The 22,895-nt window shown below is 68.4% G+C and carries 20 protein-coding genes and 3 pseudogenes; 13 read left to right on the forward strand and 10 right to left on the reverse strand.

Annotation, left to right across the window (positions count from 1 at the left end; translation table 11 throughout):
• Positions 1-18 precede the first annotated feature (18 nt).
• A complete protein-coding gene (locus ACF08M_RS29035; RefSeq protein WP_392188220.1) occupies positions 19-507 on the forward strand; it encodes a GNAT family N-acetyltransferase in 489 nt (162 codons plus the stop codon).
• Here the strand turns inward: ACF08M_RS29035 and ACF08M_RS29040 are convergent.
• A pseudogene (locus tag ACF08M_RS29040) lies at positions 488-925 on the reverse strand (hypothetical protein); the annotation flags it as partial. The gene ACF08M_RS29035 and the pseudogene ACF08M_RS29040 overlap by 20 nt on opposite strands.
• 234 nt (positions 926-1,159) lie before the next feature.
• Here ACF08M_RS29040 and ACF08M_RS29045 point away from each other — a divergent pair.
• Positions 1,160-2,245, forward strand: a complete 1,086-nt coding sequence (locus ACF08M_RS29045; RefSeq protein ID WP_392188221.1) for an enoyl-CoA hydratase/isomerase family protein — start codon at positions 1,160-1,162, stop codon at positions 2,243-2,245.
• 60 nt (positions 2,246-2,305) lie between these two features.
• Here ACF08M_RS29045 and ACF08M_RS29050 read toward each other — a convergent pair whose 3' ends face one another.
• The 6 genes from ACF08M_RS29050 to ACF08M_RS29075 form a co-directional block, all read right to left on the reverse strand.
• Entirely contained in the window at positions 2,306-3,757 is a 1,452-nt protein-coding gene (locus tag ACF08M_RS29050) for an arabinose isomerase (protein ID WP_392188222.1), read from the reverse strand.
• A gap of 76 nt (positions 3,758-3,833) precedes the next feature.
• Positions 3,834-5,312, reverse strand: coding sequence for a rhamnulokinase family protein (locus ACF08M_RS29055; RefSeq protein WP_392188223.1), 1,479 nt, complete (start codon positions 5,310-5,312; stop codon positions 3,834-3,836).
• Between the two features lie 106 nt (positions 5,313-5,418).
• Positions 5,419-7,464, reverse strand: coding sequence for a bifunctional aldolase/short-chain dehydrogenase (locus ACF08M_RS29060; RefSeq protein WP_392188224.1), 2,046 nt, complete (start codon positions 7,462-7,464; stop codon positions 5,419-5,421).
• Positions 7,465-7,536: 72 nt separating this feature from the next.
• Positions 7,537-8,703 (reverse strand): L-rhamnose isomerase, encoded by a 1,167-nt coding sequence (rhaI, locus tag ACF08M_RS29065; RefSeq protein ID WP_392188225.1) that lies wholly within the window; start codon positions 8,701-8,703, stop codon positions 7,537-7,539.
• Positions 8,704-9,236: 533 nt separating this feature from the next.
• Positions 9,237-9,464, reverse strand: coding sequence for a hypothetical protein (locus ACF08M_RS29070; protein ID WP_392188226.1), 228 nt, complete (start codon positions 9,462-9,464; stop codon positions 9,237-9,239).
• Positions 9,465-9,552: 88 nt separating this feature from the next.
• Entirely contained in the window at positions 9,553-10,044 is a 492-nt protein-coding gene (locus ACF08M_RS29075; RefSeq protein ID WP_392188227.1) for a hypothetical protein, read from the reverse strand.
• Between the two features lie 774 nt (positions 10,045-10,818).
• Between ACF08M_RS29075 and ACF08M_RS29080 the strand changes: the two genes are divergently transcribed.
• Positions 10,819-11,655, forward strand: a complete 837-nt coding sequence (locus ACF08M_RS29080) for a pentapeptide repeat-containing protein (protein ID WP_392188228.1) — start codon at positions 10,819-10,821, stop codon at positions 11,653-11,655.
• Positions 11,656-11,812: 157 nt separating this feature from the next.
• A complete protein-coding gene (locus tag ACF08M_RS29085; RefSeq protein WP_392188229.1) occupies positions 11,813-13,177 on the forward strand; it encodes a radical SAM protein in 1,365 nt (454 codons plus the stop codon).
• Positions 13,178-13,529: 352 nt separating this feature from the next.
• Here the strand turns inward: ACF08M_RS29085 and ACF08M_RS29090 are convergent, their stop codons facing one another.
• The gene (locus tag ACF08M_RS29090; RefSeq protein WP_392188230.1) at positions 13,530-14,189 is read right to left on the reverse strand and encodes an NADPH-dependent F420 reductase; all 660 of its coding nucleotides are present in this window, start codon (positions 14,187-14,189) and stop codon (positions 13,530-13,532) included.
• Positions 14,190-14,379: 190 nt separating this feature from the next.
• Between ACF08M_RS29090 and ACF08M_RS29095 the strand changes: the two genes are divergently transcribed.
• Together ACF08M_RS29095 and ACF08M_RS29100 are read left to right on the forward strand one after the other, a co-directional pair.
• Positions 14,380-14,931 carry a GH25 family lysozyme gene (locus ACF08M_RS29095; protein ID WP_392188231.1) on the forward strand — a complete coding sequence of 184 codons (552 nt, stop codon included), beginning with the start codon at positions 14,380-14,382 and terminating at the stop codon, positions 14,929-14,931.
• Positions 14,932-15,161: 230 nt separating this feature from the next.
• A pseudogene (locus tag ACF08M_RS29100) lies at positions 15,162-15,475 on the forward strand (alcohol dehydrogenase catalytic domain-containing protein); the annotation flags it as partial.
• Positions 15,476-15,623: 148 nt separating this feature from the next.
• On the opposite strand, the gene ACF08M_RS29105 reads toward ACF08M_RS29100, so the two are convergent.
• Positions 15,624-16,031: a VOC family protein gene (locus ACF08M_RS29105; RefSeq protein WP_392188232.1), complete on the reverse strand. Its 408-nt coding sequence runs from the start codon at positions 16,029-16,031 to the stop codon at positions 15,624-15,626.
• A 63-nt stretch (positions 16,032-16,094) separates the two neighbouring features.
• On the opposite strand from ACF08M_RS29105, the gene ACF08M_RS29110 reads away from it, so the two are divergent.
• The 7 genes and pseudogenes from ACF08M_RS29110 (at position 16,095) to ACF08M_RS29140 (ending at position 21,841) form a co-directional block, all read left to right on the forward strand.
• On the forward strand, positions 16,095-16,559 hold the full coding sequence (locus tag ACF08M_RS29110; protein ID WP_392188233.1) for a MarR family winged helix-turn-helix transcriptional regulator: 465 nt from the start codon (positions 16,095-16,097) through the stop codon (positions 16,557-16,559).
• A 35-nt stretch (positions 16,560-16,594) separates the two neighbouring features.
• Positions 16,595-16,858: a hypothetical protein gene (locus tag ACF08M_RS29115; RefSeq protein WP_392188234.1), complete on the forward strand. Its 264-nt coding sequence runs from the start codon at positions 16,595-16,597 to the stop codon at positions 16,856-16,858.
• 478 nt (positions 16,859-17,336) lie between these two features.
• On the forward strand, positions 17,337-18,506 hold the full coding sequence (locus ACF08M_RS29120) for a S1 family peptidase (RefSeq protein WP_392188235.1): 1,170 nt from the start codon (positions 17,337-17,339) through the stop codon (positions 18,504-18,506).
• A 683-nt stretch (positions 18,507-19,189) separates the two neighbouring features.
• Positions 19,190-19,399: pseudogene (locus tag ACF08M_RS29125) on the forward strand (ATP-binding protein); the annotation flags it as partial.
• Positions 19,400-19,445: 46 nt separating this feature from the next.
• Positions 19,446-20,012 (forward strand): GNAT family N-acetyltransferase, encoded by a 567-nt coding sequence (locus tag ACF08M_RS29130; RefSeq protein WP_392188236.1) that lies wholly within the window; start codon positions 19,446-19,448, stop codon positions 20,010-20,012.
• A 313-nt stretch (positions 20,013-20,325) separates the two neighbouring features.
• Positions 20,326-20,958, forward strand: coding sequence for a hypothetical protein (locus ACF08M_RS29135; protein ID WP_392188237.1), 633 nt, complete (start codon positions 20,326-20,328; stop codon positions 20,956-20,958).
• A 223-nt stretch (positions 20,959-21,181) separates the two neighbouring features.
• Positions 21,182-21,841 carry an HAD family hydrolase gene (locus ACF08M_RS29140; protein ID WP_392188238.1) on the forward strand — a complete coding sequence of 220 codons (660 nt, stop codon included), beginning with the start codon at positions 21,182-21,184 and terminating at the stop codon, positions 21,839-21,841.
• Positions 21,842-22,212: 371 nt separating this feature from the next.
• Here ACF08M_RS29140 and ACF08M_RS29145 read toward each other — a convergent pair whose 3' ends face one another.
• On the reverse strand, positions 22,213-22,419 hold the full coding sequence (locus ACF08M_RS29145) for a DUF5988 family protein (protein ID WP_392188239.1): 207 nt from the start codon (positions 22,417-22,419) through the stop codon (positions 22,213-22,215).
• Positions 22,420-22,895: the final 476 nt, after the last annotated feature.

The raw sequence follows: 22,895 nt of genomic DNA on the forward strand, positions 1-22,895 counted from the left end.
ACCGGCATTCTGTCCTGCATGCTGATCAGGGAAGCCACAGCCGGTGACTGGGCCGACATCTGGCCGTTTTTCCATGAAATCGTCGCAGCGGGCGAGACGTTCACCTATCCGCTCGACCTCGGCGAGAACGAGGCCCGCTCCTGGTGGCTCCTCGATTCACCGAACCGCACGGTCGTCGCGGTCGACGACGAGGGGACGGTCCTCGGCACGGCGAAGATGAACAAGAACCACATGGGCAACGGCGCGCACATCGCGAGCGCCAGCTACATGGTCGACCCCGAGTATTCAGGGCAGGGAGTGGGCCGGGCCCTCTGTGAGTACACGCTGGACTGGGCCCGATCGTCGGGGTTCCGGGCCATGCAGTTCAACGCGGTGGTGGAGACGAACACCCACGCCGTCCGGCTCTACCGCTCGCTCGGCTTCGAAATCCTCGGAACCCTGCCCGAGGGGTTCAACCATCCGAAACAGGGGTTCGTCGGACTGCACATCATGCACCGCCGCCTCTGACGCACCTGCTGTCCCCGACAACCGTGAGGAGATCGATGCGCGCTGCGGGAACACTCGCGGCCGCAGCGGTGGTCGGCCCGACCGGCACGGTGCTCTCCGCCTCCCCGAGCCCCACCTCGCCCGACCCGGCCTCGATGCCCCAACGGACGGCGACGGCAGCCAGGAGCGGTAGGCCCCGCCCTGATGTGGCGGTCTCGCCCGGACAGCGGCGTCTCGGCAAGACGCTCGAACGATCCTGCACCGACTGCCGCGCCCGCCGGACGGGTTCCGGCAGCACCTCCAGAGTGAGTACCGTGCCACCTTCCGTGTGCAGCAGCACATTTTCCAGCAGCTCCCCGGTCACCAGCTCGGCGTCGTCGGCGAGTTCGCACAAGTCCCAGCCGTTCAGGGCCTTGCGCACGATCGTACGGGCGTCGGACGGTCATTCCTGCTCCGGAGATCGTCCGGCGAGGCTGCCGTACGGCGTGTCCCAACAGTCGAACCGGCTCCGGCGGGCTGCCGCAGCGGACCATCGGGAAGCCCGGGGCCGAGGGCAGGCCCCGTGCCCCGTACCCCTGCCTGCCCGAGCACTGGACCCGCCCCGCAGAATGGCAGCGGAAGATCGCCCGCGATCGGCGGACGATACGGCACAGGGGCTGACCGGAGCGCATTGATGAATCACGACGATCCCGTTCTGCTGCACACCGAGGGACGCATCCGGCACATCACCCTGAACCGTCCGCGCGCCCTCAATGCGCTGAATCACGCCATGGTGCTGCGCATCGACGAAGCACTGTCAGAAGCCGAGTTCGACCACGCCATCGCCGCGGTCCTGATCACCGGAGCCGGGGACCGCGGCCTCTGCGCGGGCGGCGACATCCGTTCGATCTACGAGGACGCCCGCTCGGGCGGCGGCATCTCGAAGGACTTCTGGCGTGACGAGTACCGGCTCAACGCCCGTATCGCCCGATTCCCCAAGCCCTACGTGGCGATCATGGACGGCATCGTGATGGGCGGCGGCGTCGGCGTCTCGGCCCACGGTGACGTCCGGATCGTCACCGAACGTTCGCGCGTCGCCATGCCCGAGACGGGCATCGGCTTCGTCCCCGATGTGGGCGGGACGCGGCTGCTCAGCTCAGCGCCCGGTGAGCTCGGCACCCACCTGGCACTCACCGCGGACGCCGTCGGCGCGGCTGACGCACTGCTGTGCGGACTCGCCGACCACTTCGTGCCGTCGCACCGCCTTGCCCAGCTCGTCACGGCGCTCGCCGCTGCCGGTACGGCCGCCGAGGTCGAGGACACGGTACGACGGCACGCCTCACCCGCGCCGGGCGGTGAGCTGGCGGAGCACCGCGAGTGGATCGATTCCTGCTACGGGGCCGACTCCGTTGCGGAGATCCTCGACCGGCTCGGCGCCTGTGGTGTCCCCGCCGCCAAACAGGCCGCCGAAACGATCCTGGCCAAGTCGCCCACGGCGCTCAAGGTAACCCTCTCCGCACTGCGCAGGGCCCGCAGGCTCGACAGTCTGGAAGCGGTGCTCGACCAGGAGTACAGGACGTCGTGCACCGCCCTCACCAGGTCCGACCTGGTGGAAGGCGTGCGTGCCCAGATCATCGACAAGGATCGCGATCCACGATGGAGCCCGGCGGACCTGGCCGAGGTCACCGAGGCCGACGTGGCGCTCTTCTTCGCGCCGCTGGGCGACCGCGAGCTGGGCCTGCATCCCGGCCCGGATGCCGTTTCCGTTGCGACGGACTGAACCGGGAGGCTGCGAGCCGGAACGGGACGGCGCGGGGACGGACCGGGGCTGCGGAACTGTTCACAGATCATTGGGGCCGGTGACGGTACGGAACGGCATGCCGAGGAGGTCGGCGGCGGCCCTGAAGTCCTTGGCACGGTGGCCGGTGCAGAGAGTCCAGTGGTGGCCGACGCCGGTCGCGGACCACGCATCGGTCCATTCACCGGGGTCGAAGCCGAAGTGGACGCGTGAGGTGGTGTTGCCGATCTCCAGCAGAGGTCCCGGGACGACCTCGCCCTCGGACGCGATGAACGTGAAGGTGCCGTCCGCCTCCTGACCGACGCCGAACGTGGTGACGGGACCGTGCTCGACGTCGAACTCGACGCTGACGCCCCAACCGCGTTTGCCGTGATAGAGGCCCAGCCCCCGGAGCAGCGGATCCTTGGCGCTGATCGCGAGGTGGGCCGGACCGTCGTGCCCCATCTCGACGACCTCGTCGCGGAAGTTGAGGGCCTGGAGCTCGGTGAAGGAGCCGCCGGCGCCGATGGTGTCGGCGATCAGCATGGCGAGGCTGGTGCGCAGCTCGTACTCCCCGGCCATCGGGATGCCCCGGGCGGTCAGCAGCGATGCGCCGAGGATCATGCCCGCGCCGAGCCGCTCGTGGATCTCGCCCTCCAGACCGCGGTGGTAGTAGGCGAGACTGTCGAGCGCGAAGTCCTCCACGAGCCGGTCGAGACCGACCGACACCCGGGCGGCCCACAGGAGATCGCGCTCGTCCACGGAGTCGTCGAGGGTGAAGACCTGGTGCACGAGCGTGATGCGCTCGGCCGCCTCCCGGTCCGTCACGGCGGCGACCCGGACCCGCAGGTCGTCGAATTCGAGGACCTCGACGTGTCCGCCGAACTGGGTGGAAACCAGGGTCATATCGGTGGAGACGTCGAGCATCCCTGGGTAGAGGTGGCCCATCAGTCCGTGCCGGCCGTGCCGCAGCGCGCCGCGCACCCGCGCGGCGGAGAGCCACCGGCGGATCCGGTTCCAGGCGTTCTCGTCGCGCAGATGGCCGGTTACGGAGCGGAAGCGGATGCCGCTGCGCCGGAAGACATTGGCGACCTCCGGCAGCGGGCACTGTCCGCAGTACGCCAGCCACTCGCCCGTGCCGGTGTTCGGGTGATCCATCGCCTCGGTCGGCTGGAGGTCGATAACCAGCACCGGGGTGTGGGTGCGCTGGGCGATCGGCAGGACCATCGAGGCAGTGAGGTACGTCGTCAGGAACGTGACGACGATGTCGCAGTCGGCCTTGCGCAGCTGTTCCGCCGCCGTTGCGGCCTCCTGCGGACCGGAGACGAAGCCGACGTCGACGACCTCGCACTCCAGCTCCTCGAGCCGCCGGCTCACGAAACGCGCCGATTCCTGCAGCTGGTCGAGGAGACCGGGGAACTGCGGCCAGTACGCCCCGAGTCCACCGGAGACCAGGCCGACGCGGGTACGGCGACGTGCGGTGCGGGCGAGCACGGTGGGAGAGACATCGGACATGAGCTTTCCTTCCTTCGTCGTCCATCGAGGGTCCGGCCCCGGACGGGGCCGGACTCCGTGCCGAGGTGCCCAGAACTCAGGCCGCCCCCAGCCTCGCGGCGGCCCGGTCCCAGGCATGCTGATCTCCCTGCGGGGTGTAGTGGCGCAACTCCTGGGTCCGTGCGACGAGTCGTCGCATGTCCAGGAGATCGCCCACCAGGCCATGGGTGCGTGCTTGCAACAGGATGTTGCCGAGCGCGGTAGCCTCGGCGGGACCGGCCGTGACGGGCAGCCCGGTGGCATCCGCGGTCCACTGGCACAACAGCTCATTGCGCGAACCCCCGCCGACGAGATGGATCCGGGTCGGCTCATGCCCCGCCAGCCGGGCGGCCCACCGCAGCGTTCTGCGATGCGCCAGCGCCAGACTCTCCAGCACACACCGCACATATCCGCCGGGGCTTCCGGGCGGTACCTGTCCGGTCCGTACGAGGTGGGCATCGATGCGTGAGGGCATGTCACCCGGTGCGAGGAACGCCTCGTCGTCGGCGTCGATCACCGCAGCGAACGGCCGGGCCCCGGCCGCCTCCGCGAGCAACCCGGACAGGCTCGGAGCCGTACCCTCGCGGTCCCAGGCGCGGCGGCACTCCTCCAGAAGCCACAGGCCCATGGTGTTGCGCAGAAAGCGGACGGTCCCGTCCACCCCGCGCTCATTGGTGAAGTTCGCCGCCCGGGACTCCTCCGTCAGTACCGGTGCCGCCAGTTCCAGACCTGCCAACGACCAGGTACCGCAGGACACATACGCGAATCCGGGCACGGTCGCGGGTACCGCGGCGACGGCCGACGCCGTGTCGTGCGAGGCGACGGTCGTCACCCGTGTACCGGCCGGGAGGCCGGTGTGCTCGGCCACATGCGGCAACAGCGTCCCCGCCGAATCGCCTGGTTCACGCAACGGCGGGAACCAGGAACGCTCCAGACCCAGTCGGCCGATCAGCGTGTCGGACCAGGTGCCGGCGGACGCGTCGAAGAGACCGGTCGTCGAAGCGTTGGTGACCTCCGCCCCCACCGTGCCGGTCAGCCAGTGGACCAGCAGATCAGGGATCAGCAACATCGTTCGCGCGGTGCCCCACTGGGCACTCGTGCGGTGTGCGGCGAGCTGGAAAATTGTATTGAACGGCAGATGCTGCAATCCGCCGACCGCGTACAGCTCCTTGGCACCGCATTCGGCCCATACCCCCTCGACTGCCCTGCCGTTGCGGCCGTCACGGTAGTGGAACGGCAATCCGAGCAACGCTCCGTCGGCATCGAGAAGGCCGTAGTCGACCGCCCACGTATCGATGCCGATCGAGGCGATCGGGCCGCTGCGCGCGGCCTTCCGCAGGCCGTCGAGCATCCCCTGGTAGAGGGCGAGCACGTTCCATCGCAGCCCGTCCGGCAGCCGGACCGGGGTGTTGGGGAAGCGGTGCACCTCGGTCAGCACCAGTTTCTCCGGTCCGGCCCGGCCGGTGATCACCCGACCGCTGGTGGCACCGAGGTCCACGGCCGCGAAGACCGCCTCGTTTCGTGACGTCACAGACATGGAAATCTCATCCGGCTCATCGCGGGCCCGCGAGGCACCGCTGGGGCGTGGCGCGGCGCGGCACCACGGGCCATCGCCGGGACGCGAGGCATCGCGGGGACGTGGGTCATCGGAGGAACGCCGCCGCCACACCGGCGTCGACGGGAATGTGAAGTCCAGTCGTGTGTGTCAGATCCCCGCCGGTCAGCGCGAAGACGGCGTTCGCGACGTGCTCCGGGAGCACTTCGCGCTTCAGAAGGGTCCGCTGGGCATAGAACTCTCCGAGCTTCTCTTCCTCGATCCCGTAGGTCGCCGCGCGCTGAGCACCCCAGCCGGCTGCGAAGATGCCCGAGCCCCGCACCACACCGTCGGGGTTGACCCCGTTCACCCGGATCCCGTACTCGCCCAGTTCCGCTGCCAACAGCCGCACCTGGTGAGCCTGATCGGCCTTGGTCGCCGAGTAGGCGATGTTGTCCGGGCCGGCGAACACCGCGTTCTTCGACGCGATGTAGACGATGTCGCCACCGAGGTTCTGCGACCGCATCACCCGCGCGGCTTCTCTCGATACGAGGAACGAACCGCGCGCCATGATGGCGTGCTGGAGATCCCAGTCCCGGGCCGTGGTTTCGAGAAGCGGCTTGGAGATCGAGATCCCCGCATTGTTCACGACGAGATCCACACCGCCGAACGCCAGCACGGCGGCCTTGAACGCCCCGGCGATCTGTTCCTCACTGGTCACATCGACCGTCACCGCGACAGCCTTGTCGGGCCCCCCGAGATCCCGCGCCACCAAGGCGGCGCTCTCCGCGTCCAGGTCCGCGACGACGACGCACGCCCCCTCCACGACCAGTCGCTGCGCGATGGCCTTGCCGATACCGGACCCCGCACCCGTGACCAGCGCCACCCGGGTGGCCAGCGGCCTGGGCTCCGGCATCCGGCGCAGTTTGGCCTCCTCCAGCTCCCAGTACTCGATCCGGAACTTCTCGGATTCCTCGATCGGAGCGTACGAGGAGACCGCCTCGGCGCCACGCATCACATGGACGGCATTGAGGTAGAACTCCCCGGCGACCCGGGCGGTCTGCTTGTCCTTGCCGAAGGAGAACATGCCGACGCCGGGTACCAGCACGATCGCAGGATCCGCGCCGCGCATCGGGGGGGAGTCGGGCGTGGCGTGACGCTCGTAGTAGGTGCGATACGCCTCCCGGTACTCCTCGTGCAGCTCCTTCAGGCGGGCCTGGGCCTCCTCCAGCGGGGCGTCCGCGGGCAGATCGAGGACCAACGGCCTGACCTTCGTACGAAGGAAATGGTCCGGGCACGAGGTGCCGAGCGAGGCGAGCCGCGGGTGTTCGGCACGGGCGAGGAAGTCCAGGACGGGCTCTGCGTCGGTGAAGTGACCCACCTGCGGACGGCCGGTGGAAACCAGACCGCGGATCACGGGGGCGAGCGCGGCAGCGCGTTCCAGCCGCCGCTCCTCGGCAAGGGGCTCTCGGCCCGCCCACACAGGCCCGAACGGCTCTGCCTTCCCCCGCTCCTGGAGGAAGGCCTCGGCCGTGCGGATCATCCAGAGAGCGTTGTGCTCGCACTCCTCGGACGTCTCGCCCCACGCCGTGATGCCATGACCGCCGAGGATCACGCCGACGGCCTGCGGATTGGCCTCCTTGACCGCGGCGATGTCCAGACCCAGCTGGAACCCGGGCCGGCGCCAGCCCACCCAGGCCACCTTGTTGCCGAAACACTCCGCCGTGAGCTTCTCCCCGTCGACGGAGCACGCCAGCGCGATCCCCGAGTCCGGGTGCAGATGATCGACGTGCGCGGCCTCGACCAGGGCGTGCATCGCCGTGTCGATGGAGGGGGCGGCGCCGCCCCTGCCATGCAGGCAGAAGTCGAACGCCGGCACCATCTCGTTCTCACGTTCCACCCCGGGATACACGTTCCCGAGCGCACGTACCCGGTCCAGACGCAGTACGGCGAGTCCGGCCTCGGTCAGGGTGCCGAGATCACCACCGGACCCCTTGACCCACAGCAGCTCGGTCTCGGCACCTGTGACCGGGTCGGTGGCTGTGGCTTTCACCGACACATTGCCACCTGCGTAGTTGGTGTTGCGGGTGTCGGAGCCGATTCGGTGGGCGCGCTCCAGGAGGGCAGCGACTTCGGCGTGCGTCGCAGACGTCATGAGATTCCTTCGGGTCGGGCCGGGCCGAAACGGTCGGACAGGTGCACGGGTGCGCGGGGGAGGGGAGGCGGCTCAGGCGCCCCAGCCGGCCTGCTCGCCGCCGACCCGGACGGCGGCGATCCGCTCCTGATTGCCCGAGGCCAGATATGCGGCGAACGGATCCCCGGCCAGACCGAGTTCCTCACGCACCTCGGCGAGCAGTGGACGAACGTCGGTGTTGTACGCGTCCATCAGGACACCGTTCGCGGCGAGTACATCGCCAGTCCGCTGCGCGGCGCCCAGCGCATCCATGTCGATCAGCAACGCCTTGGCGGTCGCTTCCTGCACATTGGTGACCGACCGGATCACCGCGGGGATCTTCGCCTCGATGTTGTGGCACTGGTCGAGCATGAAGTTGACGTTCGTCTCGGCCTTCAGACCGCCGTTCTTGACCACCTCGTGCATGATCCGGAACAACTGGAACGGGTCGGCGGCACCGACCATCAGGTCGTCGTCGGCGTAGAACCGTGAGTTGAAGTCGAACGCACCGAGCCTTCCCGCACGCAGCAGGAGCGCCACGATGAACTCGATGTTGGTGCCCGGCGCGTGGTGCCCGGTGTCCACGACCACCTGGGCCTTCGGGCCGAGCCCGAGACAGTGTGCGTAGGCCGTGCCCCAGTCCGGCACATCCGTCGTGTAGAAGGCGGGTTCGAAGAGCTTGTACTCCAGCAGCATCCGCTGGTCGCCGCCCAGACGCCCGTACACCTCGGCCAGTGCCTCGGCGAGTCGGTCCTGACGGGCCACGACATCGTCCTGCCCGGGGTAGTTCGTGCCGTCGGAGAACCAGAGCTTGAGATCGCAGGACTCCGTCCGGTCCATGATGTCGACGCACTCCAGCAGATGGTCGGTCGCCTTGCGGCGGACCTTCGGGTCGGGGTGGGTGACCGAACCCAGCTTGAAGTCGTCGTCCTGGAAGACATTGGAGTTGACCGCGCCGATCCGCAGCCCGAGATCCGTGGCATGCCGGGCGAGCGCGGAGTAGTCCTCGACCTTGTCCCACGGGATGTGCAATGACACCTTCGGTGCCACGCCCGTAAACGCGTTCACCTGCGCCGCGTCCTCCAGCTTTTCGAACGGGTCGCGCGGAACGCCGGGCTGCGCGAACACCTTGAACCGGGTCCCCGAGTTCCCGTACCCCCACGACGGTGTCTCGATCACCTGGGACTTCAGAGCTGCCTTGACGGCTGACACATCAGACATGAACACCTCGCAAGAGGAATCATCCGGCGGTCGGTGGTTGTTTGAACTGTGCATGAATCGTTTCATCTGAACCGAACGCTGGATTTGCCGCAAGCCTCCGGTCAAGTGACGAGCTGTTGTTCTTGGTGCCTGAATCAATTCATCGTGGGCAAGGGGAGACGCGTGTGGGAGAGGAAGGGTCCGCGGCGCGGGCGATTCGGTGCGGACCGGCAGTCGGCGAGTGACCGCGGGGCGGGCCCGAGAGTGCCCGGTCCGCCGGCTCATGGAGAGCATGGTGGCGCATCGGGGCGGCGAGGTGAAGAGCGAGGGCGCAAAAGGGGCAGCAACGACCGTCGATCCGCCGGCCCGCGGGTCGACGCCGCGGGTCCACGGCCGGGCGGGCCCGCCCCCGCCCGGCCGACGGCGCAGTGCCCGGCGAACGCGCGGGGCCGTTCAGCGGCCGCAGTGCCATTCGCCGGGTCCGTTCGGCGACCGCACGGTGTTCTCCGGCGGGCCTGCTCAAGCGGCCGTACGGTGCCGTTCGACGAGTCAGGTCAGCGAGCGCCGCCGGACATGCTCGGCTGAAGCGAGCGCACGAGATCGAAGAACCTGGACTCATTGCCGCAGAGTCCTGCGCGCTCCAGGGCGACATCCGCCTCCGCGATCGGCGAGGCGAGCAAGGGCACGTACAAAGGACCTTCGTCAGGCTCCGCGAGCGCGGCTCGAGCGGCCTCCAGCAGTCGGACATACGCCTGGGCCGCGGCGAGTTCGTCATTGCGCATCTCAGCATCTCCCGGTCAGAGGTGTCGGACCCACCAGCATCCCCCATGGGTCTGACAATGACCTTCCGCGGCGGCCCGAGGCCGTCTGCTAACCGCCGTTCGGCCGTCGGACACCGGAGGGCGGTTCGACCTCCAGGAATCTTCGGCGCCGCGGCCCGCGGTACAGCAACGCCGTCCAGCCCAGCTCCCGCAGCACGGCAGCGCACCGCCCCAGCTCGGCCTCCTCGGCATGTGCGGCTCCGCTGCCGGGCGGACCCAGCCACTCGACCCTGACGCTGCCCGGAGGCTCGCCGTGCACCAGGCGATACCCGGTTGCAGTACGCACGCCCGACCCGTCGACGGCCGAGGCGGCCAGCCCCGATGCCTCCAGAGCCAGGGCGACGGCCCGTATCGGCCGGTGCGTCTCCCACTGTGCGGGTACGCCCTCCGGGGCCGCGTGTCCGGTGTTCGTCAGCCGTCGGATCTGCAGCATGCCCTCGAACGCCGCCCGCACCGAAGAGGCCCGATTCCCGTCCGGTGCCGAAGTCGGCGGGCCGTCCCCGGTTGCGGGTTCGAAACCGGTTTCGCGCTCGATGCCCATCTGCGTCCCCCTTTGGCCCTTGGCGTACTGCCAGTGTGCGTCGCCCCACTGACAACGGCTCCGGCGCGGGGCGCGGGCCATCCCGGTTGCCGACGCCGTCGGCAAGCCCAGCCGCCGGCTCCGCTACGCGGGCGGCGTGTTTTTCTCGCCGGACGACGACGTACCGCCCCCGCCGAGCATCCGGCCCGCAGGGAGAATGCCGTACGGGTCCGGTGCGGCCTACACCGCGTGATGCATGCTCAGTACCGCGGAACCCAGCTCCTTTGTTCATGCCGCGCATCTTCAGCAGACCGGCACCGTGCTCGCCCGTCACGGTCCCCGAACGTCATGGCATCGTCGAGGACGTCGGGTGCGTCGGCCGAGCGGGACGAGCGCACCGAGCTCGTTGACCACCTCCGGAGCGATCACACAGTCGCGTGGCACGCCGTACTGACAGCGAGGGGCGTGCCGTGACGGGCCCATTCGGCCTCGACGTACTGGTACCGGACAAGGCCGGCCGGAAACGTGAGTACCCGCTGGGCCCGGATGATGTCCGCCGACGCGTTCGCCACGTCTGCGGTCACCTCCGGCAAAGATGTAATAACCACCACATGGATGGCGCGCACGGGTTCCTGCCCGGAGCGGAGCTTCCTGGTCCGCTGCGCGTGCTGGGCACCGAAAGTGGCACCTGGTGATCGTCTCCATGGTGATGATCATGAAATCGCTGTGTACGGGCGACGGATCCCGATAGGGTCGGCCGTCCGACAGCTCCGCATCCCAGAGGATCCACGCACTGTGCCCGACAACATCCCACGCCCCGGCGCCGGCCGTGCCGCCCTGCGCGCCGACTGTGCCAACTGTTTCGGGCTGTGCTGCGTGGCCCTGACCCTGACCCGGTCCGCGGACTTCGCGATCAGTAAGGATGCCGGGAAGCCCTGCCGTAATCTGCAGGAGGACTTCCGCTGCGGCATTCACGCCGAACTGCGGACCCAGGGCTTCCCCGGATGCACCGTCTACGACTGCTTCGGGGCCGGCCAGAGGGTCTCCCGCGAGACCTTCGACGGGCATGACTGGCGTCGGGCCCCGCAGACGGCCCAGCAGATGTTCCAGGTGTTCCCGGTCATGCGGCAGCTCCACGAACTCCTCTGGTACCTCACAGAAGCGCTGTCCCTGCAAGCGGCGTGTTCTCTCCAGGGCGAGATCCGGGGTGCCCTCGACGCGACGGAACGCCTCACCCACCTCCCGGCGGACACGCTCACGGACCTGGACGTGGCCACCCATCGTGACCACGTCGCCGCCCTCCTGCTCCGCACCAGCGAACTCGTACGCGCCACGGTGCCCCGCAGGAAGCAGCGCGACCACCGCGGTGCCGACCTCGTCGGAGCCAGGCTCAAGGGCGCCGACCTGCGAGGTGCCGACCTGCGAGGCGCCTACCTCATCGCGGCGGACCTGACAGGTGCCGATCTGCGGCTGGCCGATCTGATCGGTGCCGACTTCCGCGACGCCCAACTGTCCGGCGCCGACCTCACCGGAAGTCTCTTCCTCACCCAGGCGCAGCTCAACGCGGCCAGGGGTGACGCGGCGACAAGACTCCCGCCCTCGCTCGACCGCCCCGCTCACTGGGGCCGGTGAATTCGCGGCTCGGGCCGCGGCGCCAACGGCCCGAAAGACATCTGTGCCGCACTCGACGCATGGGCCGGTGTGGCCGGGCACCGCGGACGCCCGTGGTTCGTTGCACACTGTGGCGTACCCGGAACGCCTCCGACGACCGGACCGAGGAGTCGCGCACATGCCGAGTAGTACCGACCGCAGCCGCACCGATCGAAGTGGTGCCGACGGGAACCGCACCCGCTTGATTGAGCGGCTCATGGAGCAATTCCCCCACGTGCCCCGGGAAGCCGTCATCAAGGAGGACCTCCTGCGTGGCGGCGTGGCGTTCGACGAGTCAGCCCTGAGCGACAACGAGGGCGGCGATGTCAAACCGAAGTCGTACTTCATCTTCTCGTTCGACCACGGAACCCTCCCCGAGCTCGGCGCGGCCGCCCTCCGCCGCCCGCCGGAGGAGATCGTGCTCACCGGCGGCCCGTACGACCTGCGCAGGACGGTGGTGTCGGTACGGGTCAACCCGGCGTCCCCGTACCGCGTCGCGGCCGACGAGGGCGGCGTGCTCGGGCTGTACCTCGACGGCCGGCGGATCTCGGACGTGGGCCTGCCCCCGATGCCGGATTATTACCGGCACACCCTTGAGAACGGCAAGTCCGTGATGGAGGTCGCGCCCACCATCCAGTGGGGCTACCTCGTCTATCTGACGGTCTTCCGGGTCTGCCAGTACTTCGGGGCGAAGGAGGAGTGCCAGTACTGCGACATCAACCACAACTGGCGCCAGCACAAGGCGGCGGGACGTCCGTACACCGGTGTGAAGCCGGTCGAAGAGGTCCTGGAGGCCCTGGCCATCATCGACAAGTACGACACGGCGAAGACGTCCACCGCCTACACACTCACCGGGGGCGCCATCACGTCCCACATCGGCGGCCGCGACGAGGCGGACTTTTACGGGCAGTACGCGAAGGCCATCGAGGAACGCTTCCCCGGCCGCTGGATCGGCAAGGTTGTCGCTCAGGCCCTCCCCAAGGCCGATGTGCAGCGCTTCCACGACTACGGCGTCCAGATCTACCACCCCAACTACGAGGTGTGGGACCGTCGGCTGTTCGAGCTCTACTGCCCTGGCAAGGAGCGCTACGTGGGCCGCGACGAGTGGCACCGCCGCATTCTGGACTCCGCCGAGGTCTTCGGCCCCCGCAATGTCATCCCCAACTTCGTGGCGGGCGTCGAGATGGCCGAACCCTTCGGCTTCACCACGGTGAAGGAAGCCATCGAATCGACCACCGAAGGCCTGCGGTTCTTCATGTCGCACGGGATCACGCCGCGCTTCACCACCTGGTGCCCGGAGCCCACCACTCCCCTCGGAAAGACCAACCCGGACGGAGCGCCGCTCGAGTACCACATCCGCCTGCTGGACGCCTACCGCGCGACCATGGAGGAGTACGGGCTCAGCTCGCCCCCCGGCTACGGCCCGCCCGGGCCGGGACGTGCCGTCTTCTCCGTCAGCTCGTTCATGGACAGTCTTCCGGCCCGTCCGGACGACGTTCAGTGACACCGAGTCGGTCTCTGGGTACCGCCCGGGCGGGCAGCGGGTTCGCGCAGGATCCGGGCGAAACTCCGCGCCGGGACATGGTCCGCCCGGAGACCCCGGCGATCGTGGTGCGCAGCGGCTCCACATCGGTCAGCAGCGCCCACGAGTGGTGGGGGCCGGGCCGGGCGTAGGTTCGCTCCGCCCGGTTCGCCGGGGGCGGGGCTCCCCGCTGGACCGCCGCGATCCCCGGGCGCGAGGAGAGGGCCGGCCCTGCCCGGGCGAGTGCCTGCCCAGTTCGGAAGGCAGGCGGGACAGCGAGCCCGCCAGGGCCGCCGCGGCCCCACGAAGCGAACCTGCCCGGCGCCTCGTCCGGTCAGGCGCGCCATTCCGCAGTGCGCTCCGGGGACGCTTCGGCGAGCGCCTCGGCAACGGCCTCGGCATCGCCCTGGTGACCGTAGACGGGCGTGCCGGGCTGCTGGCGCCAGGATTCGTCGAGGCCGCCGGCGTCCACGGTGTCGAAGCCCAACTCGTTGATGAGGCCGCGTACGACCTGCTTGGCCGCCGGGTCGTCACCGGCCACCGGCAGCGCCTGGCGGCCGGGACTGCCCTTCGGGCGGCCGTTGTCGAGAATGTCCTGCGCGTACGTCCCGTTGAACGCCTTGATCACGGGGTGGCCGATCTGCTGCTCGGTCCACCGGCTCTCCGGCAGGCCGTCCTCGATCGCGGCGATGCGGCCGTCGCGCTGCTGCGGGTAGTAATTGCCCGTGTCGATGACCACGGCCCCCTGCGCTGCACCGTCGAGGAAGCCGGAGGGCAGCCGGGGGACTGCCTTGAGCGGGATGGTGACGACAACGACGTGGGCTTCCCGAGCGGCCTCGGAGGCCGCGACCGGGGTGGCTCCGGTCTCCTCGGCGAGCGCGGTGAGCGTCTGCGGACCGCGCGAGTTGGCGACGGAGACATCATGACCCAGCGCGGTGAGCCGCCGGGTGAGGTTACCGCCGATGTTGCCCGCTCCGATGATGCCGATCTTCATGGATCCGTCCCTCCGATGGTGCCTGCGGTACGTGATGTGGTCTCGCCGCTTCACCAACTACCTGCTGTTGTTCCTTGTTCCGGGAAATGGCAAAACGATTCGCCCGTTCACCGGAAGGATGGGACGGAGCGACTGCGGGCACGAGCAGGGAGAGAACCGGAATTTCCCAGCCCACTTGGAGGCGGTGCTCATGCTGCACGGCGTCGACGTCAGCGCGTATCAGCCGTCCGTTGACACGGACGGACTGGACTTCGTCCTCATCAAGGCCACCGAAGGCCGTTCCTACGTCAATCCGCATCTGACCTCGCAGGTCAAACGTGCCAGGGACGCGGAGTGCGTTGTCGGCTTCTACCACTTTCTCTGGCCGGGCGACATCACGGACCAGGCACAGTACTTCGTGAGCAAGGCTCCGGAGAAGGCGGGCGATCTGCTCGCCGTGGACTGGGAGGAGAATGGCGAGGGCACCCGGGCGAGCAATGCCGAAAAGGACCGCTTCATCCGTGAGGTCAAGCGCCTGAGACCCCATCACAGAGTTCTGCTGTACTGCAACCGGTACTTCTGGCTGCATCACGACACCACGTCGTATGCCGGGGACGGCCTGTGGATAGCCGACTACGTGACCGCGGGAAAGCCCAGGATCAAGGCGTCCTGGCGCATCCATCAGTACACCGACCAGCCGCTCGACAAGGACGTCGCCGCCTTCTCCTCGCGGACCGCCATGCGCGACTGGGCACGCGGCTAAAGGCTGTCCCGTAGTCCCTGGCGGGCCGCGAGGCCGGCGATCGGGCCCGGGGCGCTGGGCACGCTGGGCATGGGGCGCCCAAGGACTTCGGGTACGGGGCACAGTGCTTCGCATCCACGGAGAAGCGAAGTCGGGTCAAGCGAAATGGTCTGTTCCGAGGCTTATGTCGCCTGTGCTGTCGTACGGTGGCCGACCAGCCGGACGTGCCCGATCGAAGCGGAGGAGGACCCATGAACGCCGCTGTTGTGCGCAGCTTCACCGAGCAGCTGGTGGTCGAGGACAGGCCGGTTCCGGAGCCGGCCGGACACCAGGTCCTCGTACGGATGAAGACCTCCGGGCTGTGCCGCACCGATATCCACGCCGCGCGGGGCGACCGGCCGGTCAGGCCCAGCCCTCCGTTCGTACCGGGCGCGAGGGCATCGGCGTCGTCGAAGCGGTCGGCGTGCAGGTCGCCCACCTGTCGTTGGGGGACCGGGTGGCCATCCCCTGGCTCGGGGAGGCGTGCGGACACTGCGTCCACTCCGTCTCCGGCTGGGAGACGCTGAAGGGCCAGGTGCCGGGCCGCCTGGTCTTCGACATGCGCTGAACGGCACGTGCTCCGGAGGGCCGTGGTGCCTGTCGTCGATTGCGGGTGCCTTGGCCGTGCCGAGTCGCCACCCCGGCCGGGCGCGGTCCGGTGCCGCACCCATCGCTCAGTATGACTGCAGCTCGATGAGGTGGCCCTCGGGATCGCGTACATGGGCAGTGCGGAGCGTGGGGCCCCAGTCCGGCCGGTCGCACGCGGCGGCGGCAGCTGCAGCACCGTGCCGGAGGCAGCGTGCAAGCGCGGAGTCGACATCGGGGACCCGGCAGACGAACATCGCACGATCCTGGCCGGGAGGCGTCTCGGTCGGCAGGTCCATGGTCCCGATGACAGCTGACATCGCGCCGCGGTCGAAGAGCACCAGCGCCGCTTGACCGTCCACGTCCCAGTGGGCGTACGGGCCGGTCTCGCTGCCACTGGCCCGGGTGGCCCCGATCAGGGCGGGCAGCACCGCGTCGTAGAAGCGGAAGCACTCGGCGAACCTGCCGACCAGCAGGCGGGGGTGCAGGGCATCCATGACGTGCTCCGATCGAATTAGTGGGTGAAGGCCCATTGTTGGTGGCACCCTAAGATATCGTCGATGAGCGAGACCCCGCCCAGCCTCCTGGGACTCACGACCTATCTGCTGTCCAAGACCGGCAAGGCTGCCCGCAGTCGACTGGCAGCGCGCCTGGCCGAGCGCGATCTGAAGCTCTGGCATATGGCCGTGTTGTCGGCGCTGATCGATTTCGGCCCCCATGTGCAGCGGGAGCTGGCCTCACGGCTCGGGATCGACCGGAGCGACCTGGTCAAGATCCTGGACGATCTCGCGGTGGCCGGCCTCGTGGACCGCGCTCGCGACATTGCGGACCGCAGGCGGGTGACTGTTACGCCCACCCAGGCGGGCCGCGCGATGTTGATGGAGCTGCAGGGCGAGGCGCTGGCCGTGCAGAAGCAGCTGCTCGCCCCCCTGTCCCGCTCCGAGCGGGCGCAGCTGGCCGCGCTGTTGAGGCGTGTCCATGCTCACGTCCAGGATGAGCTCGAAGAGTCGAGGCCAGGTTGCTGAGCAACTCCCCGGGTCCGGTGCGGCAGGCTTCCGGGGTGACCGCAGCCGCGGCTCAGCCGCCTCGTGACCGCGTGCTCGGGTGCGGAATCACCACGCTCATTCCGCAGACCGCCACCGCGACTCCGGCTGAACAGGCGGCGGCCGTACAGGCGGCGATGCAGAGCGTTCCGGTCCGGGTGGGAGTTCTCCAGGCCGCCGCGGTGCTCCTGGAAGAGCGGGTGCGTGCCACGGAGGACGGAGCTGAGCGCGCGGCTACGACGATCTCCATGCTCCGCAGCGCAATCGATCAGGCAGGCTGAACCGGGTCGCCATGGAAGTGCTCGCCGAGACCCAGGGTGTTCGGCCGAGAAGTGACTCCGCCGGTCTCCACGATCTACTCGTCGGGCCACAGGTACGGGCGGGCCGCAGTTCCTCGGTACCGCTGAGGGTGAGGGCGTCCCGCAGCCCAGTCCTCGGGCGCGACGAGGAAGTCCAGATGGTCCGGGTCACGAGCTGCTTCCCCGAACCAGAGCGGCCATCAGCACACTGCCACCCAGAGTGAGACGCCCGCCGCACGGACCGTTCGCGACGCGCCGGCGGGCCGGTTTCGGGGTGGACGTAGGCCGAGATCCTACTCCTGGGCAGAGCTCCGGAGTTCATTGGCATGGACCTGATCGACGCCCTGGGCTACAGTCCGTTGCGGCACATTCTGAGAGCGCTCTCAGATGGGACCTCTCGGATGCCTGCTGTTCCTCCCCGCGATGTCGGAACAATAGAAAGGCCATTCCCTTGAGACGCATGACAGCCTTACATGCGAGCCTGGCAGCCGCTCTGGTCGTCGGAGCGTGGGCGACTGCAGGTCTTGCCTCGGCCGCCGCCTCCGTACGCGCCGTGGACTCACCGTCCACTGCGTCCCGCGCCGATATCGCCGAAGCGCCGGCTTCGTCCGGTCTGCTCTCCGCCATGCGGAGAGATCTCGGCCTGACGGAAGGCCAGGCCAGGGCCCGCCTGGCCGCGGAGAAGTCGGCAGCGTCCGTGCAGGACAAGGCGCGACAGGCGGCCGGGACTTCATATGCCGGCTCATGGTTCGACCCGGCCGCGGGCAGACTCATTGTGGCTGTCACCGATGTCGAGAAGGCCGACGTCGTAGAGGCGTTCGGTGCGACCGTCCGCCTGGTGGAGCACAGCGCGCGGCAGCTCGACGCGACCAAGGCACGGATCGACAGGTTGCCGGCGCCGGACGGCATCAGCAGCTGGCACATCGACCCGAAGGCCAATCGGGTCGTCGTGAACGTCGTCGCCTCGGCAGAAGATGACAACGATGTCCGCACGTTCGTGGAACGAGCCCGTAAGACCGGCCCCGTAGTGGTCAAGCAGACACCCGAGGCGCCCCGCACTTTCTCCGCCGGGACCGTGGGCGGCGACCCGTACTACACGGGCAACGTCCGATGCTCCATAGGCTTCTCCGTCCATGGTGGCTTCGTCACGGCAGGACACTGTGGTCAGGCGGGCGCGGCGGTCAGCGGATGGGACGGCTCGGCCATCGGCAACTTCCAGGGATCGTCCTTCCCGGGTGACGACTACGCCTGGGTCAGTGTCGGTAACGGCTGGTGGACCGTGCCCGTGGTCCTCGGCTGGGGCACGGTCTCCGACCAGTTGGTCCGGGGCTCCGCGGAGGCGCCTGTCGGTGCCTCCGTCTGCCGCTCGGGATCCACGTCCCACTGGCATTGCGGCAACGTGCTGGCCACGAACGAGACCGTGAACTACAGCCAGGGCGCCGTCCACCAGATGACCAAGACGAGTGTCTGCGCCGAGCCCGGTGACTCGGGCGGCTCCTTCATCAGCGGCGACCAGGCCCAGGGCGTCACGTCGGGCGGCTGGGGCAATTGCAGCAGCGGCGGCGAAACCTGGCACCAGCCGATCAACGAGATCCTGAACCGCTACGGACTGACCCTGCACACGGCTTGACGGTACGCGGGCGGCCGGGCCGGCTCTCCGGCCGGGTCCAACGCGGAGGGCCTGTTGTGACGAGGGTTGCACCGCTCTCGTGCGACAGGCCCGTCCGGGTGGACGGGGTTCGAGGGCCGGGTCCGAGGGCGGCGGGTGTGCCGACGGGGCCATCGAGGTGCGCCACATGCGTCCATGGGAAGCGCCGGCAGTCGGCGTACTGGTCGCCCTGCGTGCGGAATGACATGGGCCGAGGCGACCTCGCCGAGGACAGCACCGTCGGCACCTCGCCGTCCGGCCCGAGTCGTGGGGCACGTTTCCCGGAGCGCCGGTTCTCGGCGTGCGCCGACCCGAGGGAACGCTCCGGGGCCGAGGCGGTGGAAGTCGATGCCGCGCGGGCCGTCTTCGACCTTGATGAACCCGAAGGCGACGAGGTGGACGTCGCAACGGCTCATGCTGTGGAGGCTGGCGGCAGATCAGGACGCGGCGGCCGGGATGGGCGCGCAGCCCGGACAAGGGACGATGCGCGCTCCCGTCGCGAGGCATCCGGTCATCGTGACGTCGGGGAACAGGCTGCCGATCCATGAATGCCGCCGGGGAACTGAAGAACCCCTCCTGAGTACAGGAAGGCAGGGCGACTCCGACACCTGTAAGGGCCACCTGCTTGTCGGCGTCGGTACGGTGATGGCCGAAGCGGGCCCGACCGTCGTTGCGCGAGCGCTTCGTCCTTGGTGAACGAGTTGGTGGCGGCAGATTCCGCCGAGCGTCTGTCCAGTGCGATTGTCCCCTACAGCAAGGCCGACCTTCTGCGTCCGGACGAGTGCGGCTACCTGAACCTGGACAAGAAGGGCGCCAAGCTGTTGTTCCGGATCTTCGCGGTGCGGCAACGTGTGCCGATAGCGTGTGGTGTTTGACGTGCATGGCCGACAGTGCCTGCAACCGACTGAAGGGGTGGGCACGATGAGTGACATGTGGACCGGTGAGCAGATACGTCTGCGGGGTGTCGAGCCGGAGGACTGGGAGGGCTTTCGAGACCTGGCTCAGAACACCGTCGACGTCCGCAACGCGGACCTGGTCGAGCTTCCGCGCTCGGACGAGAGTTTTCGTTCCTGGACTGCTGAGCGTGCTGGGCGTTCGCCAGGAGGTGAAGCATTCCGTCTGGTGATCGAGGTGCTGGCCGACCGCGCGTTTGCAGGAGCTGTGACGGTCGGAGAGACCGACGGCAGAGCCGGGCGATTCAAGACGGGCATCGAGATCACCCGCGATCACCGCCGCAGAGGGTATGCGGCCGAGGCCACCGAACTGGTCCTCACCTATATGTTCGCCGAGCAGCGCTACAACAAATGTGAAGTAGAGGTCTACGCGTTCAACGACGCCTCCCTCGCCCTCTACCGCAAGCTGGGCTTTGTAGAGGAAGGACGGCTTCGGCAGCATGAATTCTTCGCCGGCAGCTACCACAACGTTGTGCTGCTCGGTATAACCGCTGCCGAGTACTGGGCCGCTCGCCAGCGTCCATCGGTGCGGTGACCTCCGACGTCGTCTCCGTGCGATGAGCAGGATGGGGGCTCGGGGTGTGTCAATGAACGACACGCTGGCGTCGGGGTGAGCGGGTTTCAGGAAGTCGCCTGGACAGGCTAACCGGATTTCAAGATGCCCATTTTCAGGGCTAGTTGACTTTTCTTACGATTATATGGAAATGGCATATGGCGTACCTTCTGTACCTCGATCGGTGGTCCGGTACCTGCACCCAATGCGTCCGATATGACAGGTATGGGGACCGTCAGTACGTTCAATCACGGGTCGGCTGCTCGGCCGGCCTCTCTGAGACAGGAGAAGTGACATGGCTACCCGTTCCACCGTTGTTACGGCCGCTGTCGCGGCCGCCGCGGCCCTGGCCGCCACCGGCATCACCTACGCCTCGGCCGCCACCTCCGAGCCCCCCCAGGCCGCCCCCGTCGTCCAGCAGGCTCCCGCACCCGTCGTCCAGCCGGCTCCCGCCCCCGTCGTCCAGCAGGCTCCCGCCGCCGACTCGGCCCTCAACGGCGGCGACGCCGGCAAGGGCAACGAGGGCAAGGGAAATGAGGGCAAGGGAAATGAGGGCGGGGGTTACGAGGGCGGGGGCAATGAGGGCGAGGGCAACGAGAGGGGCTTCGAGAAGGAGCGCGGGCACCGCGAGGAGGGCCGTATCCACATCAACGAGCGGACCTACTCCGCCAGGCCGGGCGGCTGCATCACCGTCGTCAGCGGCCTGGGCGCCAAGAGCCTCAACATCCGCAACGACAGCCGCCGCACCGTGGAGGTCTTCCGCGGTGCCACCTGCGACAACGGCGCCCCCATCGCCACCGTCGGCCCGCGCAGCTCCAGCGATGGCGTCTTCCCCGGCCACGTCCGGGGCGGCGTGTTCGTCAAGAACGGAGTGGTGGGCAGCTTCCGGGTGATCAAGCACAACTTCGAGGGCGGCGAGGGCCGGTGACCGAGTCATCCGCCTGACGCAGAACCCCGGCCCGCCGGAATCGGGCCGGGGTTCCGTGCCCCAACAGTTTTTCGACAGAGCACCGCCACACCTCCCGCACCCATACCTTTGTGGGGGCGAACCATAGGGCAACAGGGGGGTCTTCATGCCGAGCGCCAGTCACCGGCCCGCTCATGCCGGACGTGGCATGGGGTCGACCGGCCGGTCCTCTACGCTGCGGATCATGACTTCGAACCCCATTGAACTGGTGATCTTCGACTGCGACGGCGTGCTGGTGGACAGCGAGCGCATATGTGTCAAAGTAGACGCGGCGATCACGGCCGACTTGGGATGCCCCTTCACCGAGGCGGAGATCATCGAGCGGTTCGTGGGTTCGTCCGCCGAGATCTACACGGCTGCTGTGGAGGAACGGCTTGGGCGGCGGTTGGAGAAGGGCTGGCAAAAGCAGTACGAGCATCTGTACCGGGCGGCCTTCGACGCGGAACTGACTGCGGTCGACGGCATCACGGAAGCCCTGAAGGGCATCACCACCCCCGTCTGTGTCGCATCGAACGGCGACCGCCCAGGCATTGGGCGAAACCTGGAGATTGTCGCGCTGAGCGACCACTTCCAGGGACGCATCTTCAGCGCAGACGATGTCTCCCGAGGCAAGCCCGCCCCCGACCTCTTCCTGCATGCTGCCCGCTCCATGGGCGTGGACCCGGGGCGGTGCGTAGTGGTTGAAGACAGCGCGTACGGAGTTCAGGCGGCCCGTGCCGCCGGAATGCCGGCCTTTGGCTACTGCGGCGGTCTCACGCCGGCCTCGCGCCTCGAAGGACCGCACACCACCCTGTTCAACGACATGCGCGAACTGCCCGAACTCCTGGCCACTGCTGCATGCTGAACCCCGCCAGGCCCCGCCGTGGACCCCGATCCGGAGTGTCCGTCACGCAGGGCAGCAGGACGGATTCGGCACTTGTGCCGGGACCGGCATGGCCCGGCGTTGCAGATGGCCCTTCCGCGGCACGCTGTCTGCCTGTTCGGGGTATTCCAGTGTGACCGGTGGTTGTGCCGGGACGGAGCGCCCGGGGTGTTCTCCTGCCGGAGGCTCGGCTGCTTGCGTTCCGTCCGTACGGCGTCAGCCACTGGGCAGAAGCCCCTGGATCACGTCGGCCGATCCGGGGGCCTTCCGTCAGGTCACGCCTGAATGGGGTGGAACGATGGCGCATCTCATCGCCCAGGACGGAGCGATCGGCTTGATCCTCTGACTGGTGCTCAACCCGGGATTTCCGTGCGTTCCCACCATTCGTAGACAGGCAATGAGCCTTCGGGGGTTTCCTGGTGCCGCGTGGTGATCTTGAAGTGCTCGTACCCGCCTCGGAACGGGATCTTGAGGTCGGCACCAGGTGCGGGGACGGAGACGATCCGCTCGGGGAGATCGTCGGGGCCGCCCTCAAGGGCGGCTTTCGTCGTGTTGGTCATGATGAAAGTCTCTCCGGGAGGGTGGTCCCGCTCTTTCATGACGCGCCGAAGGGCTGCCCGCTGTGTGTCCGTCGGCGGTCCCAATGAACCCTGCTCTCTCGCTTGTGCGTATGCCCGGGCCGGATGAGCCCAAGCCGCACGAGTCGCGAGAGGTCGGTTCTTTCGCGGTAGTGGTCCTGCCCGCACCGAAGGTGCCATTGAGTCAGATGACCACTCCTCCGACCCTGCCTGCCACGCAGCTCTCCGAGATCTGGCTTCCGAGGCCATCCTCATACCGTCCGGCGTGGGAAAGGACGCTGCTGCCGGGGAGATCCGCAGAACTCACTGCTTCGGGTCCGTCTGCAGGCGGCGGGCGCGGCTGTGGTGCGAGGAAGTGGACCCCGGCGGATCAAGTCCACGAGCGACCCGGGCGGGCTTGAATCAACCTGCTGCAGTCGTACGCCTGCTCTCAACACAGGGCCGTCGGAGTATGCACA

The organism is Streptomyces sp. NPDC015032 (assembly GCF_043080425.1).
In the GTDB taxonomy this organism is placed as follows: Bacteria; Actinomycetota; Actinomycetes; order Streptomycetales; family Streptomycetaceae; genus Streptomyces.